This window comes from Pseudomonas turukhanskensis (genome assembly GCF_027922365.1).
GTDB lineage: Bacteria > Pseudomonadota > Gammaproteobacteria > Pseudomonadales > Pseudomonadaceae > Aquipseudomonas > Aquipseudomonas turukhanskensis.
Genome location: NZ_BSFN01000003.1, coordinates 415,054 through 436,033, shown reverse-complemented (window position 1 = coordinate 436,033; position 20,980 = coordinate 415,054). Strand labels below are relative to the sequence as shown.

Genomic DNA, 20,980 nt, shown 5'->3' with positions numbered 1-20,980 from the left:
AATGCCAGCCACCTCATGCATCACAACAGCCTGCTTCACAACGCAGCGTCACAGAAACCGGGTGGCGGTCAGTTATGCAGCGAACGATAAAGAGCAGGGCCGCGCCCCTCAATGATCGAAAGTGACAAGTTATTGATCCAAATGCGCAGCGTGACTTGGCAAGTGACCGCCCGCCCCCTACCCTTACGCCTTCACTTCGCACGCCCAAGACCATGCGCAGACTATTTCGCTACACCCTCGCCACCACCGCCCTGATCGTGCTCGGCGCCTACGCGCTGTGGACCGACCTGCCCACTGACGCCCATTACCTGTCGGACCTGCGCAGCGAAGTGGCGCTTAACCACGGCCTGCCCGGCGACAATGGCAACTTGCTGGGCATTGAGCCCGAGATGTTTTCCGGCGATTACCACACCGTGGACCTACTGCGCCTGAAGCTGGCCGCGTACCTGCACAAGGCACGCGACGAGGGCTTGCTCAATGGCAAGACGGTGGCCGTGCTGCCCGAACATATCGGCACGTGGCTGGTAATCAGCGGCGAAAAAGCCGAGGTGTACCAGGCGCAGACCCTCGACAACGCCATGGCGTGGTTGGCCGCGAGCAACCCACTGAAACTCGGCCGCGCCCTGCTGCTGGCCAAAGGCGACGACCGTCTGCAAGACGCCCTGCTGCGGATGAAAAGTGCCGACATGGCGCGCGACTACCAGGCCGTTTTCGGCGGACTGGCCAAAGACTTCGGCATCACCCTGGTGGCGGGCTCCATCGTGCTGCCCGACCCGCGCGTGGAAGCCGGTCAGCTCGTGGTGGGCGATGGCCCGCTGTACAACGTCAGCCTGGTGTTCGGCAGCGACGGCGCGCCGCTGGGCCAACCACAACGCAAGGTCTACCCGATTCGTGATGAGCAAAGCTTCACCGCCGCCGCGCCGGCCAGTGACTTGCGCGTGGTCGACACCCCGGCCGGGCGTCTGGGCGTACTGATCTGCGCCGACAGTTGGTACCCGGCCGGCTATGCCGAGCTGAGCAAACAGAATGTTCAGCTGCTGGCCGTGCCGGCCTTTCTCACCGGCAACGGCAACTGGTCCAAACCCTGGGGCGGCTACAACGGCTCGCCCACGCCCAGCGACGTGGTGCTGCAACCGGGCAGCGTCAGCGAAGGTCAGGCCTGGCAACAACTGGCCATGGCCAACCGCCTGGGTAGCAGCGGCGCGCAAGTCGGCATAACCGTGTTTATGCGCGGTCAATTGTGGAACCTGGGCAGCGATGGCCAGAGCCTGCTCGCCAACGGGCAAGATGTCAGCCTGGTCAACGAAAGCCGCGGCCATGGTGGCCGGCTGCTGAATATCTGGCTGTAACCCATGAAACCGGTGCGCGTGCGGCTGGGGGATCTGTCGGTGGGCTTTGTCCACGGCCTGGCCGATGCGGTGCGCGTGGCCGGGCAAGATCCCCTGCCCTTGCTCGAGCAATACGGCCTGGACAGCGCGCGCCTGGCCGAACCGCGCGCACGGCTCTCCATTCCGCGCTATATGCGCCTGGGCCATGCCGCCATTCAACTGACCGACCAGCCTGGCCTGGGCCTGAGCATGGGCGTACACACGCGCCTGAGCCAGGTGGGCCTGGCCGGCGTTACCGCCGCGCAGGCCCCCACGGTACGGGAAGCAGCGCGGGCCCTGATCCGCTTTGAGCCGCTGTACGCCTACAACTACCGCGGCCAATCGAGCTTCCACGAAGATGCCCGCGGCGCCTGGCTGCGCTTCTACACCATTAGCCCGTACAACGCCTACAACCGCTTTGTGGTCGACTCGGTGCTGGCCGGCTGGGCCGCGCAACTGGCCGCCCTGGCGGGGCAGCCGGTGCCGGTGGAAAAGGTCGATATCGAATTTCCCGCCACCGGCTACGCCGAGCACTACAGCGCACTGTTCGGCTGCCCCGTGGAGTTTTCCAGCCAGATCAACCAGATGCGCCTTAACCAGACCAGCCTCGCGCTGCGCAACCCCGAACACTGCCCCAGTACCTGGCGGCATCTCTTGGAAATCTGCGAGCGCGAACTGGACCAACTGACCCGCACCCGCAGCCTGCGTGAACGCATCAGCCAACTGCTCGGCCCGCTATTGAACGGCCGTGAGCCCGACCTGGAGGAAGTGGCCGCGCGCTTGCAACTGCCCACCTGGACGCTACGGCGCAAACTCACCGAAGAAGGCACCCAATACCGCGCCATCCTCAACGACACCCGCCGCGATCTGGCCATGGCCTATATCCGCGATACCGAATTGGCGTTTGGGGAAATTGCGTATTTGTTGGGGTTTGCCTCGGCTGAGGCGTTTCAGCGCGCGTTCAAGCGCTGGAGCGGGCAAACGCCGGGGGAATTCAGGAAAGCGCAGCGCCAGGCTGTCTAGGCGGTCGCGGGGCAAACACTAGATGCGCACAGCACAGCCTGCACTCGGCAACTGACCTGTGATGGCGTTGCTGATCAGTACTGCCCCGACTACAAGACCAGCTCTTACCCTTTGCCACCCAACTTTTCTATTTAAGCCCGGGTACTCCGTATCCCGCGCTCGGACGCGCCTTACCGCCAGCGAATAGTAGATTTTCTTCGTAGGGGAAACCTTACAACAACATCGACATTTCCGTACCCGCCTTCTCATAACCCCCTAACTTCATCTTTTTCGCCACGACTTAACTTGTCATCCGTATTCATCTGCGTTGCTTTTTTAATCTCGGCCAACCCCTTGCGAAGATTGATCTTCCATTTATACGGCCAACACACAGTTGAGGTTCTGTCATGGCTGCCAAGTATTTAAAAAAACGCAAAACCGGAAGTCGGCAACATTTGCGCGCCCGAAAAAACGCTCTTGCATGTGCTATAGCACTAATCATCGCACCTGGCCTTGCAGTTGCCGACTGCCGCTGGGACAGCCTAACGCTAACTACTACTTGTGACAGCTCCGGGTTAAATCCCTGGACCCAAATGATTGGCAGTGGCAGGAGTGATTCAGGCTCCACGGTAAATATATTGTCTGGCGCCCACATTTTAACGGGCAATGGCCCAGCACTGAGTTTTGGGAGCAATACCACAATAAATTTGCATTCCGGAGCAGCAGTAGAAAACGTAGCAACTGCGGGAGGCGGAAACGGACCATGGAATGGAGGCCCCAATACAATTGAATTTGGCTCCAACAATACGTTAAATATCGCCGCAGGCGCGAGACTGGTAGCCAAAGGAGTAACAGGCGAAGCGGTCAATCTATTTGGGCCTCGCAACACGATCAACAACCATGGCCTTATAAGAGTAGAGCGCGGCAGAGTTTTCTGGTTCGATGTTAGTTCGGGAAACAACACAATTAATAATTACGGCTCAATCGAAACCGGTGACGGAATAACGGCCAATACAATCGGCTTTAGTGGCGGTAGCTCACTGACCTTCATTAATCGAAACGGCGGTAAAGTTGTCGGTAGTTTGGGTTTTCATAGAGGAGACGACTCGCTCACGCTGGAAGCAGGGTCCACTATCACAGGCAACCTCGACGGTGGTGCCGGCAATAACACCCTGATACTAAATGGAAGTTCTGGCTCCAGCGATGCGCTTGGCGCCACCATCAGAAACTTCTCGACGCTGACTAAAAACGGTGCAGGCCTCTGGACCCTCAATGGCACGGTGGGGAACCCCAATGGTAACGAACTCCTAGTCGAGATATTGGAAGGCACCCTGGCGCTTACAGGCAACAACACGGCCTTTAACGGCTCTGTCGTCATTTCGCCTGACGGCACGTTGGAGGCCCGCGCGCAGAGCCTGCCGCTGTGGCTGCAAGAGAACAACGGCCTCGTACGTTTCGCACAAACGGACAACGGCACCTATTCAGGCCTTATCGAAGGCACCGGCGCGGTGGAAAAAACCGGGGCCGGCACCCTCCTGCTTACCAACACCAATGGCTACCAAGGGGGAACCACCATCACGCAAGGTGTGCTCTCCACAGCCAGCGATGCCGCACTCGGCGACGTTACGGGTGGGTTGACTCTCAACGGTGGCACCTTCAATTTCGCGGACAGCTTTACCTTAGGTGCGGGTCGAGACGTATCAATTACCAGCAATAACGGCACCTTTAATACAGGCGACGGTTTACTGGGCGTTATAAACGGAGACATCAGCGGCCTCGGCCAGTTGAACAAGACCGGCAACGGCACGCTGTTGCTCACCGGCACCAACACGTACCTCGGCGACACCCATGTCAAAGCAGGCGCCTTGTACGTAAATGGCGATCAATTCGATGCAACGGGCGCCATTGAGGTTGCCAGTGGTGCAACGCTGGGCGGCAGCGGTACGTTGGGTGGGTCGGTAACCCTTCAGGATGGCGCCACACTTACTCCAGGTTCCGCAGGCACGAATCCCGGGGAACTGAACATCATCGGAGACCTGAACCTGAGCTCAGACACCAATCTTGTGTACCGACTGGGCCAAGGGGATGTGGAAGGTGGTTTGCTAAACGACTTGGTCAATATTCAAGGCAACCTGGTTCTCGATGGTGTGCTCAATGCGTCCATAACCCCTGGCGGCAGCTACGAAGCTGGCATTTATCGGTTGATGAACTATTCCGGCACCCTGACCAACAATGGCTTGGAGCTGGGCACCATGCCAGTGGGCAATAACTATGTGCAAACATCGGTGGCCGGCCAGGTGAACCTGATTAACCACGGCGACCTTAGCCTGCGTTTTTGGGATGGCGCCGACGGTACAAAAGATGACGGTGTGATTACCGGCGGCGACGGTGTCTGGCAGGCATTGGCAGGCAATGAAAACTGGACAGATGATGACGGCTTGGCCAATACGCCGTTTGCCGACCAGGCATATGCCGTGTTCACGGGGAATGCGGGCACCGTAACGGTAGACCAGAGCCGTGGCGATATTGCCGTATCGGGTATGCAGTTTGCTGTCGATGGGTACCGAATCCAGGGTGACCGGATAACGCTTGCCGGCACTGCCAGCGATCCTGCGTACACCGTCATCCGCGTAGGCGATGGCTACTTGCAAGGCATTACCCACTCCACCATTGATAGCGAACTGACGGGCACCTCTGGCCTGGCTAAAACAGATAATGGCATTCTGATTCTGAACGGCATCAATACCTACAGCGGCGACACGTTGCTCCGGGGCGGCACGCTGCTGGTGAGGGAGGATGGCAACCTGGGCCAGCTTTCCGGGGCTCTGAATTTTGACGGCGGCGCGTTGAGCAATAGCGCCGACATGGTCACCAACCGCGTCATCACCCTCGAGGATGGCGGCGGCACGTTGACACCTTTGGCTGGCACCACACTGACCCTCACCAACGACATCAACGGCATCGGTGCGCTCACCCTGGCTGGCCCTGGCACTACGGCGCTCACAGGCAACGCCGCCCACACCGGAGGCACCAGGATTAGCGGGGGCAAGCTGCAAATCGGCAACGGTGGCAGCTCCGGCAGCCTGATGGGTGACGTGCTCAACAATGGTGAACTGTTCTTCAACCGCTCCGATACGACAACCTTTAACGGTACTGTTTCTGGTACCGGCAGCGTTCAGCAGATCGGCACCGGCACCACTGTGCTGACTGCCGATAACACCTACACCGGCGGCACCACCATCAGCCTCGGCACCCTGCAACTCGGTGACGGTGGCAGCACGGGCAGCCTGGTGGGCGATGTGCTCAACAACAGTCAACTGACATTCAATCGTGCCGGGGTGATGACCCTTGACGGCGTTATCTCCGGCACGGGTTCGCTCACCCAATCGGGCATCGGTGTTACCCGTTTGCTAGGCAACAATAGTTATGCCGGCACGACCACCGTTGACGCTGGCAGCCTCTATATCAACGGCAATCAGTCATTAGCCAAGGGACTTACCACAGTCAACAACAGCGGCACGCTCGGTGGCACCGGAACCATAGGCGGCTCGGTGCAGGTTGCTGACGGTGGCACCTTCGCGCCAGGCGACAACGGCCTGATCCCCGGGATATTGACAGTCAATGGCGACGTGACTTTCAGCACCGGCGCATTTCTGGACTACAGCCTTGGCCAGGCAGGGGTTAAAAATGGGGCGCTCAATGACCTGGCGTTGATCGAAGGCGATCTGACCCTTGACGGTACGTTGAATGTTCAAACCACTCCTGGTGCTGAACTGGCACCCGGGCTCTATCGGTTGATTCGCTATTCCGGCGCACTCACCGATAACGGTCTGACTATTGGCACCATTCCCTCGGCCGGTTTCTTCGTGCAAACCTCCATCGACCATGAGGTGAACTTGCTCAATACCGCGGGCCTGCCGCTGAATATCTGGGATGGCCAGATGGGCGGCAAAAACGACGGCGTGATCGACGGCGGTGATGGTATCTGGCAAGCAAGTGCCGGCAACGATAACTGGACGACAGCTACTGGCGACCTCAACGCACCGTATTCGACAGGTGGCTTTGCCTTGTTTATGGCCGCACCCGGTACGGTGACGGTCGATGACTCCAAGGGCCGCGTTACCGTCGGGGGCATGCAGTTCGCGAGCAGCGGTTACCGACTAAAAGGCGACGCGATCACGCTGGCCGGTAGCGCAGATGATCCGAGCCGCTCGATTCTGCGCGTAGGCGACGGCACCACGCAGGGGGCCTCCTTCACCGCCACCATCGACAGCAATCTGGCCGGGACCTCCACCTTAGTCAAAATGGATAGCGGCACCCTGGTACTCAATGGCACCAACACCTACACAGGCGGCACCTCCATCGAAGGCGGCACCTTGCAGATTAGCCGCGACAGAAACCTCGGCGACCTGGCCGGTGCGCTGAGTTTCGATGATGGCATCTTGCAGACCAGCGCCAACCTGATTACCAATCGGGCGGTTACCCTCCATGACGGCGGTGGCACCCTGCTTAACTCCGCCGACACCCTGCTGACCCTTAACAAGGGCATCGACGGCACGGGCGCACTGACCAAAGAGGGTACCGGCACCACCCTGCTCAATGGCCTTAATACCTACGCCGGCGACACCACTGTTTTGCAGGGCACCCTGATTATCGGTGATGCCCGGCACACCGCTGCTGCACTTGACGGCGCAGGTGAAACCACCGTTGCCAGGGGCGCCACGCTGGGTGGTTACGGCAGCATCAATGGCAATGTAAACAACTATGGCCTCTTCGCCGTTGGCAATGCCCTGCCGGGTTTGGCGAGCGGTCCGCAAGGCAGCTTCACTGTCAACGGTTTGCTGGACAACGCCGGTGCTGTGACATTGGCTGGTCGCCGCGCTGGCAATACCCTGACGGTCAACAGCTATAACGGGCAGTACGGCGTGCTCCGCCTCAACACCATGTTGGGTGGCAATGCCTCGGCAACCGATCGCCTGATTATCGACGGCGGCGCGGCCACAGGCGCAACACGCTTGCAGGTCAACAACCTCGGCGGCCTGGGCGGATTGACCGAAGGCAGCGGTATTCAGGTAGTCGCCGCCATCAATGGCGCGACCACGGCTCGGGATGCCTTTGCCCTGAACTATCGCGTGGCAGCCGGCCCCTACGAATACCGTCTGTACCGAGGAGCTGTGGATGGTAGTGCGGCGGACGACTGGTTCCTTCGCTCAAGCGGTCCGCAGCCGGCTGGGGCAGGTGGAAATAACACCCCCGAGTACCGCCGCGAAGTATCCGACTACACAGCACTGTCCTCGATGATGCTGCAGTATGGCCGTCAAACCCTGTCCACACGCGATGAGCGCGTAGGTGAAGCTCTGGGCGCCAACGGCCAGAGCACCTCGCAGGATCCCGGTTGGGTAAGAGCCCTTGGCCAAAACAGCCAGTGGAATGCCAAACGTGGTGGGATTGCCAATGAAGGTCCATCGTTCGACCTCAATGTAGGTGCCGTTCAGGCCGGCGTGGACCTGCTGCGCACAGAGCAAGCAGACGGCTCCAACGACCTTGCAGGCGTCTACACCGTGGTTGGCCAAGCCAACGGCGGGGTGGAGCATTACGACGGCACTACAGCAGGCAGCAACAGCTTCAAGGCCGCGTCGCTGGGCGCCTACTGGACGCATCGCTTTGCCAACGAAGCCTATCTGGACAGCGTGCTTCAGGGCACCTGGTTCTACGACGTGGAATCGGGCACCCAAGACCTGGGCAAACTGAAAACCACCGCCACCGCCGTTGCGGCATCGGTGGAAGCAGGCAAACCGTACGCGCTCAAGAATGAATGGACGGTCGAGCCGCAAGCGCAAGTCGTTGTCCAGAACATCAAGGTGGACAACAGCCGAGACAAAGCCGCCGACGTCGACTTTGGTAACGCCAAATCAGTCGCTGCCCGTGTAAGCGTAAAGGTCAGCAAAGACGTGACTCTGGATAACGCAGGCACCCTTTCGACGTGGGTTCGGCCCAGCGTATGGCACGAAATCAACGCTAACCCGCGCACCACGATATCGTCGTCAGAGGGTGGCGTGGATTTTCACTCGAACCAACGTGGAACCACGATGGACGTGACCGCAGGTTTTAACGCGCCGGTCTCGAAAAACACGTCGGTGTTTGGCACCGTCGGCTATCAGCAGGCAGTGAACAGCGGCCTGGAAGGCGCCACCGGTAGTGTGGGGGTGCGGGTGAACTTCTAGACAACGGCGCGCAGGCAAGGTCGGGAAAAGACCTATGACGATAAGGGGGGAGCGTTAGAGCTCGGTGGCGTCTTCCACCAACTCTGCCGGCTCCTCCTGTTCATCTGCGCGGTATTCGAGAAGTTCTTCTTGATACTCATCCATCTGCAAGTGCTCGCTCATCTGCTAGTCGTGGGTTCTGGAACCGAGCCTAGCGCTCCCAGATGACTAACAGATGAACGAGCCGGCACTGCCGAACGTTACTTGCTTTTGATCTTTGCCTGACCGCCACTTCGCAGTTCCGTGGCTAGAGCCAGGCAAGGCGCCCCGGAGCTTTTAAGCGCAGCGTACTGCAGTACGTGAGCATTAAAAGCGAGGACGCAACAGAGCCTGGCCGACGCCACGAAACGCCCGTTACTTGCTGTTCTGGCTGTAGCTCTGCATCAGGTTGGCGTACGCCGGCAGGTGGCCGCCGAGAATGGCGCCAAAGCCTTCGATGTCGTTGCGCCAGTCGCGTTGCAGCTCGCAACCCACAGCGAACCAGTTCATCAGTTGCGCACCGGCTTCAACCATGCGGCTAAGCGCCGACTCACGCACCAGCGGGTTGAAGGTGCCGGAGGCGTCGGTCACCACGAATACATCAAAGCCTTCTTCCAATGCTGCCAGCGTCGGGAACGCCACGCACACGTCGGTTACCACGCCGGCAATGATGATTTGCTTGCGACCGGTCGCCTTTACCGCGGCGACGAAGTCGGAGTTGTCCCACGCGTTGATCTGGCCTGGGCGAGCAATGTACGGCGCGTCCGGGAACTTGGCTTTGAGCTCCGGCACCATCGGGCCGTTGGGGCCGTTTTCGAAGCTGGTGGTGAGAATGGTCGGCAACTTGAAGAACGCCGCGATATCGGCCAAAGCCAATACGTTGTTCTTGAATTCGTCGGGGGTGAAATCGCGCACCAGCGAGATCAGGCCGGCCTGGTGATCGACCAGCAGAACCACAGCGTTGTCTTTGTCCAAGCGGTTGTATTTCTTGCTCATGATGAACTCCTTGAAATGCCAGGCCCGGGGTCGGGCCTGGGGGTTGAAAACCGAACTCAGAAGGCGAAGCAGGAACAGCCAAACGCGCCCCAGAAACCCTGGTGATCGCTGACCGGCGCCGAGGACAGGCGCGCTTTTTCATGGCTATGGGCATGCACACCACAGGGCCCCGAACACTGGTGCACGGCAGCGGCCAATGCGGTTTGCTGGCGCCAGTGGCCGGGCACTTTTACGACCGGCGACCAGTCCGGCGTGACCGGCAAGGCCGGCGGTGCGAGTTTGTCGAAGTCACCGGTGCCGTAGACGATCTTGCCGTCCACCACCGTGAGCACCGATTCAATCCACTTGATGGCCTCTTCTTCAACGCTGAAGAAGTCCGCCGACAGCGCTACCAAGTCGGCCAGTTGGCCAACCTTGATCTGGCCCTTCTTGCCCTGTTCAGTGGAGAACCAGGCGCTGCCGTGGGTGAACAGTTGCAGCGCGGTTTCCCGTGGCAGGCCTTCGGGGTACAGCTCCATGCCGCCGACGGTTTTGCCGCTCACCATCCAGTACAGCGAGGTCCACGGGTTGTAGCTGGACACCCGCGTGGCATCGGTGCCGCCGCCGACCGGCACGCCTTCGCTCAACATGCGCTTGACCGGCGGCGTGGCCTCGGCAGCCTTCTTGCCGTAACGGTCCACGAAATACTCGCCCTGGAATGCCATGCGGTCCTGTACGGCAATGCCGCCGCCCAACGCACGCACACGCTCGATGTTTTTCGGTGTGATGGTTTCGCAGTGGTCGAAGAACCAATGCAGGCCGTTGAAGGGAATGTCGCGGTTCACTTTCTCGAACACATCGAGCATGCGCGAGATGGACTCGTCGTAGGTGGCGTGCAAGCGAAACGGCCAGCGTTGTTCCACCAGGTGGCGCACCACCGGCTCCAGCTCCTCCTCCATGGTTTGCGGCAAATCGGGGCGCGGTTCCAGGAAGTCTTCGAAGTCGGCCGCCGAGAACACCAGCATTTCACCGGCGCCGTTGTGGCGGAAGAAGTCATTGCCGTCACCCGGCTTGACGATCTGCGTCCAGTTCTTGAAGTCCACCAGCTCTTCTTTGGGCTTCTGGGTAAACAGGTTGTAGGCGATGCGCACGGTGAGCTGGTTGTTGGCGGCCAGCTCGCGGATTACCTGGTAGTCGTCCGGGTAGTTCTGATAACCGCCGCCGGCGTCGATGGCACTGGTTACACCCAGGCGATTGAGCTCGCGCATAAATTGGCGGGTGGAGTTCACCTGGTATTCCAGCGGCAGCTTCGGCCCCTTGGCCAGGGTGGAGTACAGAATCATCGCGTTGGGGCGCGCCACGAGCATGCCGGTCGGCTCGCCGTTGGCGTCTTTAACGATTTCGCCGCCCGGCGGGTTAGGCGTGTCACGGGTATAGCCCACCACCTTGAGCGCGGCGCGGTTAAGCAGCGCGCGGTCGTACAGGTGCAGCACAAACACCGGGGTATCGGGCGCGGCCTTGTTCAGTTCCTCGATGGTCGGCAGGCGTTTTTCCGCAAACTGGAACTCGTTCCAGCCCCCCACCACCCTCACCCACTGCGGTGCCGGGGTGCGGTCGGCCTGGTCCTTGAGCAGGCGCAGCGCATCGACCAGCGACGGCACGCCTTCCCAGCGCAGTTCCAGGTTGTAGTTGAGGCCGCCGCGGATCAGGTGCAGGTGCGAGTCGTTGAGCCCAGGAATGACCGAGCGCTTTTGCAGGTCCACCACTTGTGTGGCGCTGCCGCGCAGCGCCATGGCTTCGGCATCGCTGCCCACGGCAATGAATTTGCCGTCTTTGATGGCCACGGCGGTAGCGGCGGGTTTTTCCCGGTCGACGGTGTGCAAGCGGCCATTGAAGAGGATCAGATCGGCGTTCATCGGTGCTCCTGATGAGGTGGCGTAAGCGGAAAATGGCAAGGCAGACCACAGCGCGCCCGCCGCGCCCAGCACAGAGCTGGCAGCGAGAAACTGGCGGCGGCCAGCGCCTTTGGGTGGAGTGTCATCGGTCATGGGGCAACCCTCAGGCTTTGTTGAGCCACGGCGCGAACAGGCGCGTTACCCGCGGCATAAAGACATACACCACCAGCAGCACAATGCTCAGGGTGATCAGCACACTGCTGGCCAGGTAACCGGATAAAAATGGCAATTGTGCGAACAGCGGCTTCCACAGCAGCGGCACGCCCATGCTCAGCGGCAGAATCACCAGAAAGGTGACGCAGGCTTGCTTCCAGCGTGGTGGCGGTTTGCTCGTGCTGCCTTCTGTCGGGGTAAACCAGAACTCGCGGTCGGCGTTGATTTCGGTCTGGTCGCCGTCGGCCAGCAGCGGCGCCGCTTCAGCCACCAGGCGCTGACGGTCTTCGGAATCCAGCCAGGCCTGCAGCAAGTCGGTGGAAGTAAAACGCAGCACGCAGGTAAACAATGTGAGCCCGCCGCTGTGCCCGCGCATCACATCAATGCCCAGGTGCCCCGGCCAGGTGCGCGCCGTGGCAATGGTGCGCCGCAACCATTGTTCGTAGGCCCCATCCTGGCCGGCTTTAACCCGGTGCCGGACCAACAGGGTCACCACTTCATCAAATACTTCCACACTCGTCATACGCGACGTTCCCTTGCAAGAAAATGACAGGCCGTCACTGAAGATAGACCACCGCAGGCAAACGCCGAGACAGCGCAATGCGACCCGGCCCGGCGATGAACACCGTGCTGAACACCAACGCCAGCAACCAGGCGAATTGGCCCTCGGCCAGGCTCCATTCGGGGTGCACAAACACCAGCGCCACCAACAGCACGGCAAGAATCGGCAGGCAGGCCAGGCGGGTAAAAATGCCGAGCATGATCGGCAACGGGCACAACACTTCGGCGAAGATGGCCAGGCTGAGCGTGAGCTTGGCGCCCAGGTGCCAGGGGTCTTCGATCAGGCTCAGTTGTTCGGTGAATTGCAGCAGCTTGGGCAGGCCGTGAACCTGCAACAGCAGCAGCGAGCCGGCCACGCGCAGCCACAACAACGCCCAGTCGCAGGCAGTGAAGGGAGATCGAGAGTCAGGCGTAGCCATGGGGCGCTCACTAGCAGATACGTAGGACCTGATAGTGGGAGATGCAGATGGGAATAACTTGTATCGCTGTGCTGGATTTGTAGCGGGCTGTTTTTAACGTACAGCTTCAACGTAGGGCGGATATCGCCACGGGCGATATCCGCCGTTCGCGATCGCAGCGGCGGATACCCGCGATGCGGATATTCGCCCTACGAGAGACGCAGTGGTTTGAGAATCAACGCCCGGCGCGGGACTCGCTGATGTAGAAGCGCGCTTTCTTGGCGTTCTTGGTGCAGCTTTCATAGCCTTCGAATTGCTGCGAGGTTTTCGCCCCGGTCAGCAGGGTCAAGGCTTTGGAGTAGCTGACGCTACCGGCGAAACCTTCGGCTTTGGCAAGGTCCAACTCGCGCCAGGCGGCGTTGGATTGCTCCGCGCAACTGTCGCGGTAAGCCGTTTTTGCAGCGCAACCGGATAACGCCAGCACCATCAGAGGTAAGCAGATCCAGGCTTTCATTCAATTTGCTCCAGAAGATAGAAAACAACGGGTAAACACACGTAATGCTCAGACGCCACGGCGCGCAAAAAGTGCGACTTAGCGAAGCGGCACCTGCACTCGCCTTGGCGGCGGGCGCCTGCGCGCGTATGGTCGGCAAACGCCGCTGAACACAGGGCGCGATAGTATCAGGGGAAGGCGATGACCAAACGTGTGGCGTTGGTGTTGGGTGCAGGGGGCGCACGGGGTTACGCCCATATCGGCGCTATCGAGGAACTGGAACGGCGCGGCTATGAAATTGCCTGTATCGCCGGGTGCTCCATGGGCGCGGTGGTCGGTGGTATCTACGCCACCGGCAAACTGCCCGAATACCGCGCCTGGATCGAAAGTCTGGACTACCTCGACGTGTTGCGCCTGCTGGATGTGAGCTTTCGCCTGGGCGCCATTCGCGGCGAAAAAGTGTTCGGCCGCATTCGCGAGATGGTCGGCGAGATCAACATCGAAGACCTGCGCATCCCCTACACGGCGGTCGCCACCGACCTCACCTTCCAGCAGGAAATCTGGTTTCAACAAGGCAACCTGCACCAGGCCATGCGCGCCTCGGCGGCGATCCCCAGTCTGTTTACCCCTGTCATCCAGGGCAAACGCATGCTGGTGGACGGCAGCCTGCTCAACCCTCTGCCCATCGTGCCGGTGGTATCTAGCCACTGCGACCTGATTGTCGCGGTCAACCTCAACGCCAATGGCCAGCGCCACTACCAGTTGCCCGTGATAGAACGGCCGGCGGCGTTCAAAACCAAGCTCGATGGGTTGATGGGGTCGCTGGGCTCGCGCATGCCCTTCCGGCGTAAACTGCCCGAGCCCGGCGAAGAGGCAGCGTTGTTGGAGGCAGCGGCGACCGCCGAGCCCAACCCCTGGCTCGACCCGCCGGCCGCCGCGCCGTCACCTCGGCCAGACGAAAGCCCCACGCCGAACTCGGCCAGCGGCTCGCGGGTGGCCGAAACCGGCAGCCCGGCATCGTTGCTGGAATTGGTGAACCAGAGTTTCGAAGTGATGCAGACGTCGCTGGCGCAATACAAGATTGCCGGCTATCCGCCGGACATTCTGGTGAACGTGCCGCGCCGGGCGTGCCGGTTTTTCGAGTTCTACAAAGCGCCGGAGCTGATCGAGCTGGGCCGCATCATTACTAGCGACACCCTCGACCGCTACGAAGAAGAAAACGGCTAGCGGTGTTGTTGTAGGAGCCAGCTTGCTGGCGAACCCTGCAAACGAATATCGCGGCAACTCACCGGCGCAATCGTTTCCAGGGTTCTCGACCAATCGGAATGCCGCCCAGTCACTCGTACAGTCAAAAACCCTCTGCCACCAGCGCCTGCTTAACCGCCGCGCGCTCTTTGAACGCTTCACGAAATTTGGCCAGCGCCTGCAGCTCATCCAGACGCCCACCCACGCGCCCTGCCCAACCGGCGAAAACGCCCAGGTAAGCATCGGCAATGGTGTAGCGCTCGGCGACCAGAAACGGCGTGTTCTGCAGGTGCCGGTCGATATGCGCAAAGGCGGCGTAGAGCTGCTCCACCGCCTGGGCACGAATGCCCGGGTGCGCCGACTCGTCAGCGCTGTAACGCTCGGGTCGATTCAGCGGGCGAAACCCACCCACGTGCACTTCAGAGGCCAGATAACCAATCCAACTCTGAATCTGCCCGCGCTCCACACTGCCCACTGGCGCAAATAACGTGGTGGCCGGCTTCAGGTCCGCCAGAAACGGCAAAATCGCACTGTTCTCGGTGATGATCCGGCCATCGTCCAACTGCAACACAGGCACACGGCCCAGCGGGTTGATCTGGTGAATCGGCGAATCCGCCGTACGCAATCCCACACGCTCCACCTGAATCGGCAAATCCAGTTCATGCACAACAACGTGGGAAGCGAACGAGCACGCGCCGGGGGAGATATAGAGGGTGGTGGTCATGAGGGGAGTTCCGAGAACTGTTTTAGGGTCCGGGCGCTAGGGTCCGGGTACGAATAAAAGCGGCCGCCCTGCCCCTGCCTGAAGAAGGGCGACCAAAATCTTGAGTTCGTTTACCGCGCGGTAATCACCGACAACTTGGTAATCCCCGCCCGCTCAATCGAGGCCATGGCCTTGGCCACCTGGCCGTAGTCCACTGTCTCGTCGGCTTGCAGTTGCACGCGCAATTCGGCGTCTTTGGCCTTGGCCGCTTCCAGGTTGCTTTGCAGCAGGTCCGGTTGCACCTCGTCCTTGTTGATAAAGAACTTGCCCTCGCCGTCGATGCTCACCACCAGCGGGTCTTTCTGCTCCACCGGCGCCACGGCTTCGGTCTTGGGCAAGTTGATCGGGATGGCGTTGGTCAGCAGTGGCGCGGTGACGATAAACACCACCAGCAGCACCAGCATCACGTCCACCAGCGGCGTTACGTTGATCTCGCTGAGCACTTCATCGCTGTCTTGGGTGGAAAAGGCCATTACGACGCCTCCTTCACTTTTTGCGGAGCGGCTTTGCCACCGGGCAGTTGAATCAGTTTGAACGCCGATTTCTGCGCCAGGCTGTAGAAGTCATGGGCGAAATCGTCGAGGTCGGCCGAGTTGAGTTTCAGGCGACGCAGAAAGTAGTTGTAAACCAGCACCGCCGGCACCGCGACAGCGATACCCACACCGGTGGCCACCAATGCTGCGCCAATCGGTCCGGCTACGGTTTCCAGGCTCGCCGAGCCGGCGGCGCTGATGCCCTTGAGCGCTTCCATGATGCCCCACACGGTGCCGAACAGGCCGATAAAGGGCGAGGTGCTGCCGATAGAGGCGACCACTGCCAAGCCCGATTCCAGTGAGCGACGCTCACGTTGAATCTGCTGACGCAGGGCACGTTCCAGACGGTCCTGGTGATTGATGGCCTGGCTCAGGTCCTGCGCGTTTTCGTTAACCTGAATGGCACCGAAACCGGCCTGGGCCACGCGGGACACAGCGCCTGGCTGGGCATTTACCAACTCGGCGGCGCCATCGAGGCTCGAGGCGCCCCAGAACAGCTTCTGGAACTTGCGATCCTGGCGCTTCAGGCGGCCGAACTGCAGGGCCTTCAACAGGGCCAGGCCCCAGGTGATGACCGAAAAACCTACCAGCAGCCAGATAACCGCGGCTTCAATGGATTCGAGGGGGGATGTGGCCAGTAAGCTCATGATTCAACTCTCTCTGTAATGCTTGAATTCGTGTGTACGTAAACGTCAGTGCAACTTGAAGCCGATGGGTACGCTTACCCAGCCATCGCGGGCTACATCGCCCTGCTTGGAGGGCACGAACTGCCAGCGCTTCACCGCCTGTACCGCGGCGTTATCCAACAGCTCGCGGCCGCTGGAGGTTTGAATCTGAATCTCGGCCGGGCTGCCGTTGGCCAGTACATGCACCCGCAGCAACACCGTGCCTTCCCAACCGCGACGCTGGGCCAGCGACGGGTATTCCGGCGCCGGGTTTTTCAAGTACGCCGCGTTGGCCGACGGCGGTGTAACCGGGGCCGGCGCAGGTGGCGCTGGCGGTGCTACCGGGGCCGGCGCCGCTACAGGTGGCGGTGCTGGCGTTGGCGGCGGTGGCGCTACCGGTTTGGGTACGGGCTTGGGCGGTGGCGTCGGCTTGGGTTTGGGGATCGGTTTGGGCGCAGGCTTGGCGGCCAGTTCATCCACAACCGGTGGTGGCGGCTCAACAACCGGTGGTGGCGGCGGTGGCGGTGGCGGCGGCTCCACCACCGGCGGTGCCGGCCGGGTGAACTCGATTTCCATCGGCGGAATTTCCGGCGGCACCACCGGCAACGGCGGCGTCGGGTGCTGGTTCAGCCAATAGATCAGGCCGCCGTGAGCAACCACCGCAAGGATGGCCAACAGCAGCTTCTCGCGACGGCTCAGTGCCCCGACCGGCGCCACATGGTGCCGGCGGCTGTGGGCCAACGGCTCGCGATGACGATGGCCGAGGTCGACCAGGTCGGCGCTGGCCGGTGTCTGCCACTGCCGCTGCGATGTCGCCGCGGTTTGAACATTGCCCATGTAAAACTCCTTGGAATTGCTTGCTCCCGGTGGCCACGAGCGAGGTGGCCAACGAGCACTCAACAGGGCAAAAAGGCCATTGCAGAGCGGTCTTCGGTGTTGGCGGCAATGATTGGGGAATGGGCTTATCTAAAAAAGTAACTTTTAAGCATTTTTTAATAACTTAAAAGAATTTAAAAACATAACATGTTGTTTTATATAGATTTTTATTTTCACATGATGTGAAAGGCATAAAAAACATGCTTTTTAGGCATTGCGCCTATAGGCCAGGAATAACGCAGGTGCGCGGTTATACGCTTCGTAGGGCGTGCTCCGCGCACCACTGCGGTCTCACGGGTAGCGCAACGGTGCGCGAAGCACACCCTACAGGGGCAGGCCGATGGTTATGCCCCGTCCACGCGGTACACGCCAATCAACACTTCGTCATCGCTTACATCATCAATGGTGCCCACATACACGTAGTCGCTCAGCCACGCGTAGTTACCCGGTTGGGTTTTGAAGCTGGGTGTGGTGCGGCAGTAGTAATCGGCTTCGGCCAATTCCTGACCCTTGGCCTGTTTGGCCAGGCCGTCTGCGTTGGGCCGCCAGATGCCGGGGTTGTGAATGATGATGATCTGGCCGTCATCGGTTTTCAGGCGGTACAGCGCTTCAATCAGGGTGACGCCATCGGCGCGTTCCACCGACATATCTGCCCCTCCGGGCACCACGGTGCCTTTCAGGCCTTTGCCGACAAAGGTGCCGCCAATAATCGGGTAATTGATGCGGTGGCCATCAGCGCCCTGCCCCATGTCTTCCTCCGGGCCCAGCTTGACGTGAATCTGCATCACCAACTCATTGGTCACGCGGTTGGCTTTGGTTTCTTTCAGGTCGTCGGCCTGAACCGTGCTCAGGCCAAGCAGCGAGGTCAGGCTCAAGGCGAGCAGCAATTTATGGCGAGTCGTCATCGGTACACATCCTTTTGAAAACACAGGTAAGGCCACCGAACCGCGTTCGGTGGCGTCATGCATTACTTGAGCGGGTCTGGCCGGCAGGGCTGCTTGAGCAGGCTGTCGCAAGCCGGTTGCGGCACCGGCACCTTCACCCCGGCCAGCTCGCCCAGCACCAACTGCGACGGATGCTCGGCGTCGTGTAGCAAGGTGCTGCGAGCGGCCAGCGCATAGGTGTCGAAGCCATAACCACCGGTACGGCCGGGCGCATCGATCCAGATGCGTAAACGTGAACCGGCGCGGAAGGTGTGGGAGAACGGGCGCAGTTCCACGCGGCCCAGTACCGGCTCATCCGGCTCCAGCGGCAACAGGCTGTCGGGGGTGTCCAGCAACCAGGGGCGCACGGCGGTGGACTTTTCGGTATCCAGCGCGCGGGCCGACAGGCGCAGCCAACCGCGCTGCACGTACACCTCCTGGCCGTCGGGCAGCAGTTGGGTGAGCGTGACCTGCACGTCCATATCAGGCCCCAGCGGTGTGGACAGCCACAGGTCGGCGCTACCCGGCCCGTAGGTGACCAGGTCGCGGGTCAGCGGTGCACTGGTGTACGCCAGGCTGCCGTCTTTCCAACCGGGCTTCTGCTCGCCCCAGGCATTGTCCACCTCGTAGGTATTCACGTCGGGCCCGGCAACCGGGTAGTTGTACTGATCCGGCTCGCCGCTGGGTTTGCCACCTTCCACCAGGCTGCCTTTGGCACCCAGGGCGAAGGTCAACGGGGTTACCGCTACCGGATAGCGCTCGCGGGTGATGGTCCAGCCCGGTTTGGCGGGTTCGTTCAGCCCATGCAGATCATCGCGTGCCCCGCTGCTGGCCGTTTCCTGCCAGATTTCCACGTGCGGCAGTTTGTCGAAGCCGTTATCCAGGCCCTTCACAAAGTGATCGAAAAACGCCTGCAGCTTTTTCCGGTAGTGCCGGGACTCGTACAAATCGTGCGGCCCGTTGCTTTGCACCAGCCACAGCTGCTCGGGGTTGATGGTTTCGTGGTAATAGCCTTCGCGGGCCATCACCGCCTCGTCCTGCCAGGCCTGCATGGACAACACCGGCACCTGAATCAGATGGGTGCGGTCGCGGATACTGCGCTGCGCGCTCCATTCATCACGCAACGGGTGGCGGATGATCTGATAGGTAAGCGCGTGCTTTTTCACGTCCACTTCGTTTTGCGCCAACTGCTTGAGGCAGCGTTGGTCCTGCTCGCTTTCGGCGCTGGCTTTCACCGCCGCCCAACGCTGGCTCAAGTACCAATGCCAGCCGGTGACAAACTCCGGCGCCGGCACCCCGCCCGGCGCCCAGCTGTCGCTGCGGGCATCGCCCATGGCCATGCCAGGCGCGATAGCTTTGAGGCCGGACGGGCGCTCGGAGGCGGTCATCAATTGCGACATGCCCGCCCACGACCAGCCGAACATGCCGACATTGCCGTTGGACCACCCTTGCTTAGCGGCAAACTCCACCGCCGCGCGACCGTCCTTGCCGTAATCCGGGCCGAGAAAATCGAAGGTGCCTTGCGAGCAACCGGTGCCGCGCGCCTGCACGCCCATCACCGCATAACCCTGCTCGAGTAGCTGCTTATCCAGGTCGACGGAGAAGGTTTCATCGTCCGCCAGGTAGGCCGAGCCACCGATGCTGCCGCTGTCGTAACCGCTGTAGCGCAGCAGCACCGGAAACTTGCCATCGCCCTTGGGCAGCAACACCGAATAACGCAACTCGGCGCCGTCGGCGGCCTTTAAATAGCCGGTAACCCGCTTGCCCCAGAACGGCTGCCAGGTACGCGTAGGCGCACTGCTGACCTCCTGGCCTGGCACGTCTTGCGCGGCGTGTGCGCCAAGCGCCAGCAGCAGGCCACAGGTGCCGGCCGCCAACGCGCGGTTGAATGTTTGTCTAGTCATAAATGCTTCCCCGAAAAATTCAGAACGACTTGGCCACCTGGGCCACCACCGTGGCCGAGCACACGTCATCAAAGCCATTGACCGAGGCGCATTCGGCCTGGGACAGGTCGGTGTCGATATAGGCCACGCGCCAGTTGAAGCCGAACAGCTCCTTGTTCACGCCCACCTCCCAGTCGTAATAACTGCTGCGGGTGGAACCGTCGGCGGACACCCAGATATCGTCCTTGGCATCGCTGAAGCCGTAGCGCACATCCAGGCTGGCTTCGTACGGCAGCTCGAAGGTGTAACCCAGCCAGTACACGGCGCGGTCATCGTCGTAAGGCTTGACCTGGCTGGTGTACTTCGTGCCCAGCACAGCGCCGTACGCGCCGACGGTGCCGATCCATTCGCCGTAGTTGAATTCACTGTCTTTGGGGTAGTCGTACTCGAAGTACGTGAGCGTGGCGTTGATGTTTTCGCTGAAGTCATGGGCGTAGCCAATGTAGTAGTCGTACTCGCGACGGGTGTCGGTGCCGAAATCCACGTTGGAGGTGAACACCCCGGCATACAGACCACTGCTGTGGGCAAGGCTGATGTCAGCCCACACAGCCGGGTCGCCAAGGGTTTGCGAGATGCCGCCGGTGCGGTAGTCGCTGAGGGCGGTGAGCGTGAGGTCGAGGGAAAAATCCTCGTTGAGTTCAATGGCCTGTGCCGGCGAGACGAGGCAATACAAAACGCCGGCGCAAAGGCTCCATCCTTTTTTGGTCATGCGGTTCCGCTCCATTTTTTTTGCTTTTGAATGGCAGAAGTGCAGCTTTCTAATTGATTGTTCTTGTTATCTAACGACCAGTGAGGCGCAGGGTGCTCCTGGCGCCCCGGCATGGCCGCTCGCTGCATTCTTCAGCGGCGCCGTACCATTCATCTATCCACTTTGCGCAAAACCGCC

General features: G+C 60.7%; 16 protein-coding genes. 4 read left to right on the top strand and 12 right to left on the bottom strand.

Going from position 1 to position 20,980, the window contains the following annotated elements; all coding sequences use genetic code 11:
• Positions 1-212: 212 nt before the first annotated feature.
• The 3 genes from PKE98_RS08340 to PKE98_RS08330 all read left to right on the top strand — a co-directional run bounded on the left by PKE98_RS08340 (position 213) and on the right by PKE98_RS08330 (position 8,593).
• A complete protein-coding gene (locus tag PKE98_RS08340; protein WP_271194799.1) occupies positions 213-1,349 on the top strand; it encodes a carbon-nitrogen hydrolase family protein in 1,137 nt (378 codons plus the stop codon).
• Positions 1,350-1,352: 3 nt separating this feature from the next.
• On the top strand, positions 1,353-2,390 hold the full coding sequence (locus tag PKE98_RS08335; RefSeq protein ID WP_271194798.1) for an AraC family transcriptional regulator: 1,038 nt from the start codon (positions 1,353-1,355) through the stop codon (positions 2,388-2,390).
• 572 nt (positions 2,391-2,962) lie between these two features.
• Complete coding sequence (locus PKE98_RS08330) at positions 2,963-8,593, top strand: autotransporter outer membrane beta-barrel domain-containing protein (protein ID WP_271194797.1); 5,631 nt, start codon at positions 2,963-2,965, stop codon at positions 8,591-8,593.
• Between the two features lie 393 nt (positions 8,594-8,986).
• Here PKE98_RS08330 and ycaC read toward each other — a convergent pair whose 3' ends face one another.
• From ycaC to PKE98_RS08305, 5 genes are all read right to left on the bottom strand, one after another.
• On the bottom strand, positions 8,987-9,607 hold the full coding sequence (gene ycaC / locus PKE98_RS08325) for an isochorismate family cysteine hydrolase YcaC (protein WP_271194796.1): 621 nt from the start codon (positions 9,605-9,607) through the stop codon (positions 8,987-8,989).
• Between the two features lie 56 nt (positions 9,608-9,663).
• Positions 9,664-11,502, bottom strand: a complete 1,839-nt coding sequence (locus tag PKE98_RS08320) for an amidohydrolase (protein WP_271194869.1) — start codon at positions 11,500-11,502, stop codon at positions 9,664-9,666.
• Positions 11,503-11,644: 142 nt separating this feature from the next.
• Positions 11,645-12,217: an antibiotic biosynthesis monooxygenase gene (locus tag PKE98_RS08315; RefSeq protein ID WP_271194794.1), complete on the bottom strand. Its 573-nt coding sequence runs from the start codon at positions 12,215-12,217 to the stop codon at positions 11,645-11,647.
• A gap of 34 nt (positions 12,218-12,251) precedes the next feature.
• Entirely contained in the window at positions 12,252-12,674 is a 423-nt protein-coding gene (locus PKE98_RS08310; protein ID WP_271194793.1) for a DoxX family protein, read from the bottom strand.
• A gap of 214 nt (positions 12,675-12,888) precedes the next feature.
• Positions 12,889-13,167: a hypothetical protein gene (locus tag PKE98_RS08305; protein WP_271194792.1), complete on the bottom strand. Its 279-nt coding sequence runs from the start codon at positions 13,165-13,167 to the stop codon at positions 12,889-12,891.
• Between the two features lie 180 nt (positions 13,168-13,347).
• Here PKE98_RS08305 and PKE98_RS08300 point away from each other — a divergent pair, with 180 nt between their 5' ends.
• Positions 13,348-14,373: a patatin-like phospholipase family protein gene (locus tag PKE98_RS08300; RefSeq protein ID WP_271194791.1), complete on the top strand. Its 1,026-nt coding sequence runs from the start codon at positions 13,348-13,350 to the stop codon at positions 14,371-14,373.
• Between the two features lie 121 nt (positions 14,374-14,494).
• Here the strand turns inward: PKE98_RS08300 and PKE98_RS08295 are convergent, their stop codons facing one another.
• The 7 genes from PKE98_RS08295 to PKE98_RS08265 form a co-directional block, all read right to left on the bottom strand.
• Positions 14,495-15,115 carry a glutathione S-transferase N-terminal domain-containing protein gene (locus PKE98_RS08295; RefSeq protein ID WP_271194790.1) on the bottom strand — a complete coding sequence of 207 codons (621 nt, stop codon included), beginning with the start codon at positions 15,113-15,115 and terminating at the stop codon, positions 14,495-14,497.
• Positions 15,116-15,225: 110 nt separating this feature from the next.
• Entirely contained in the window at positions 15,226-15,627 is a 402-nt protein-coding gene (locus PKE98_RS08290; RefSeq protein WP_271194789.1) for an ExbD/TolR family protein, read from the bottom strand.
• Positions 15,627-16,334, bottom strand: coding sequence for a MotA/TolQ/ExbB proton channel family protein (locus PKE98_RS08285; protein WP_271194788.1), 708 nt, complete (start codon positions 16,332-16,334; stop codon positions 15,627-15,629). The genes PKE98_RS08290 and PKE98_RS08285 overlap by 1 nt, the downstream gene beginning before the upstream one ends.
• 45 nt (positions 16,335-16,379) lie before the next feature.
• Entirely contained in the window at positions 16,380-17,189 is an 810-nt protein-coding gene (locus PKE98_RS08280) for an energy transducer TonB (protein ID WP_271194787.1), read from the bottom strand.
• Between the two features lie 383 nt (positions 17,190-17,572).
• Positions 17,573-18,133 (bottom strand): DUF3237 domain-containing protein, encoded by a 561-nt coding sequence (locus tag PKE98_RS08275; protein ID WP_271194786.1) that lies wholly within the window; start codon positions 18,131-18,133, stop codon positions 17,573-17,575.
• A 62-nt stretch (positions 18,134-18,195) separates the two neighbouring features.
• A complete protein-coding gene (locus tag PKE98_RS08270; RefSeq protein ID WP_271194785.1) occupies positions 18,196-20,055 on the bottom strand; it encodes a CocE/NonD family hydrolase in 1,860 nt (619 codons plus the stop codon).
• Between the two features lie 19 nt (positions 20,056-20,074).
• Positions 20,075-20,803 (bottom strand): TorF family putative porin, encoded by a 729-nt coding sequence (locus tag PKE98_RS08265; RefSeq protein ID WP_271194784.1) that lies wholly within the window; start codon positions 20,801-20,803, stop codon positions 20,075-20,077.
• Positions 20,804-20,980: the final 177 nt, after the last annotated feature.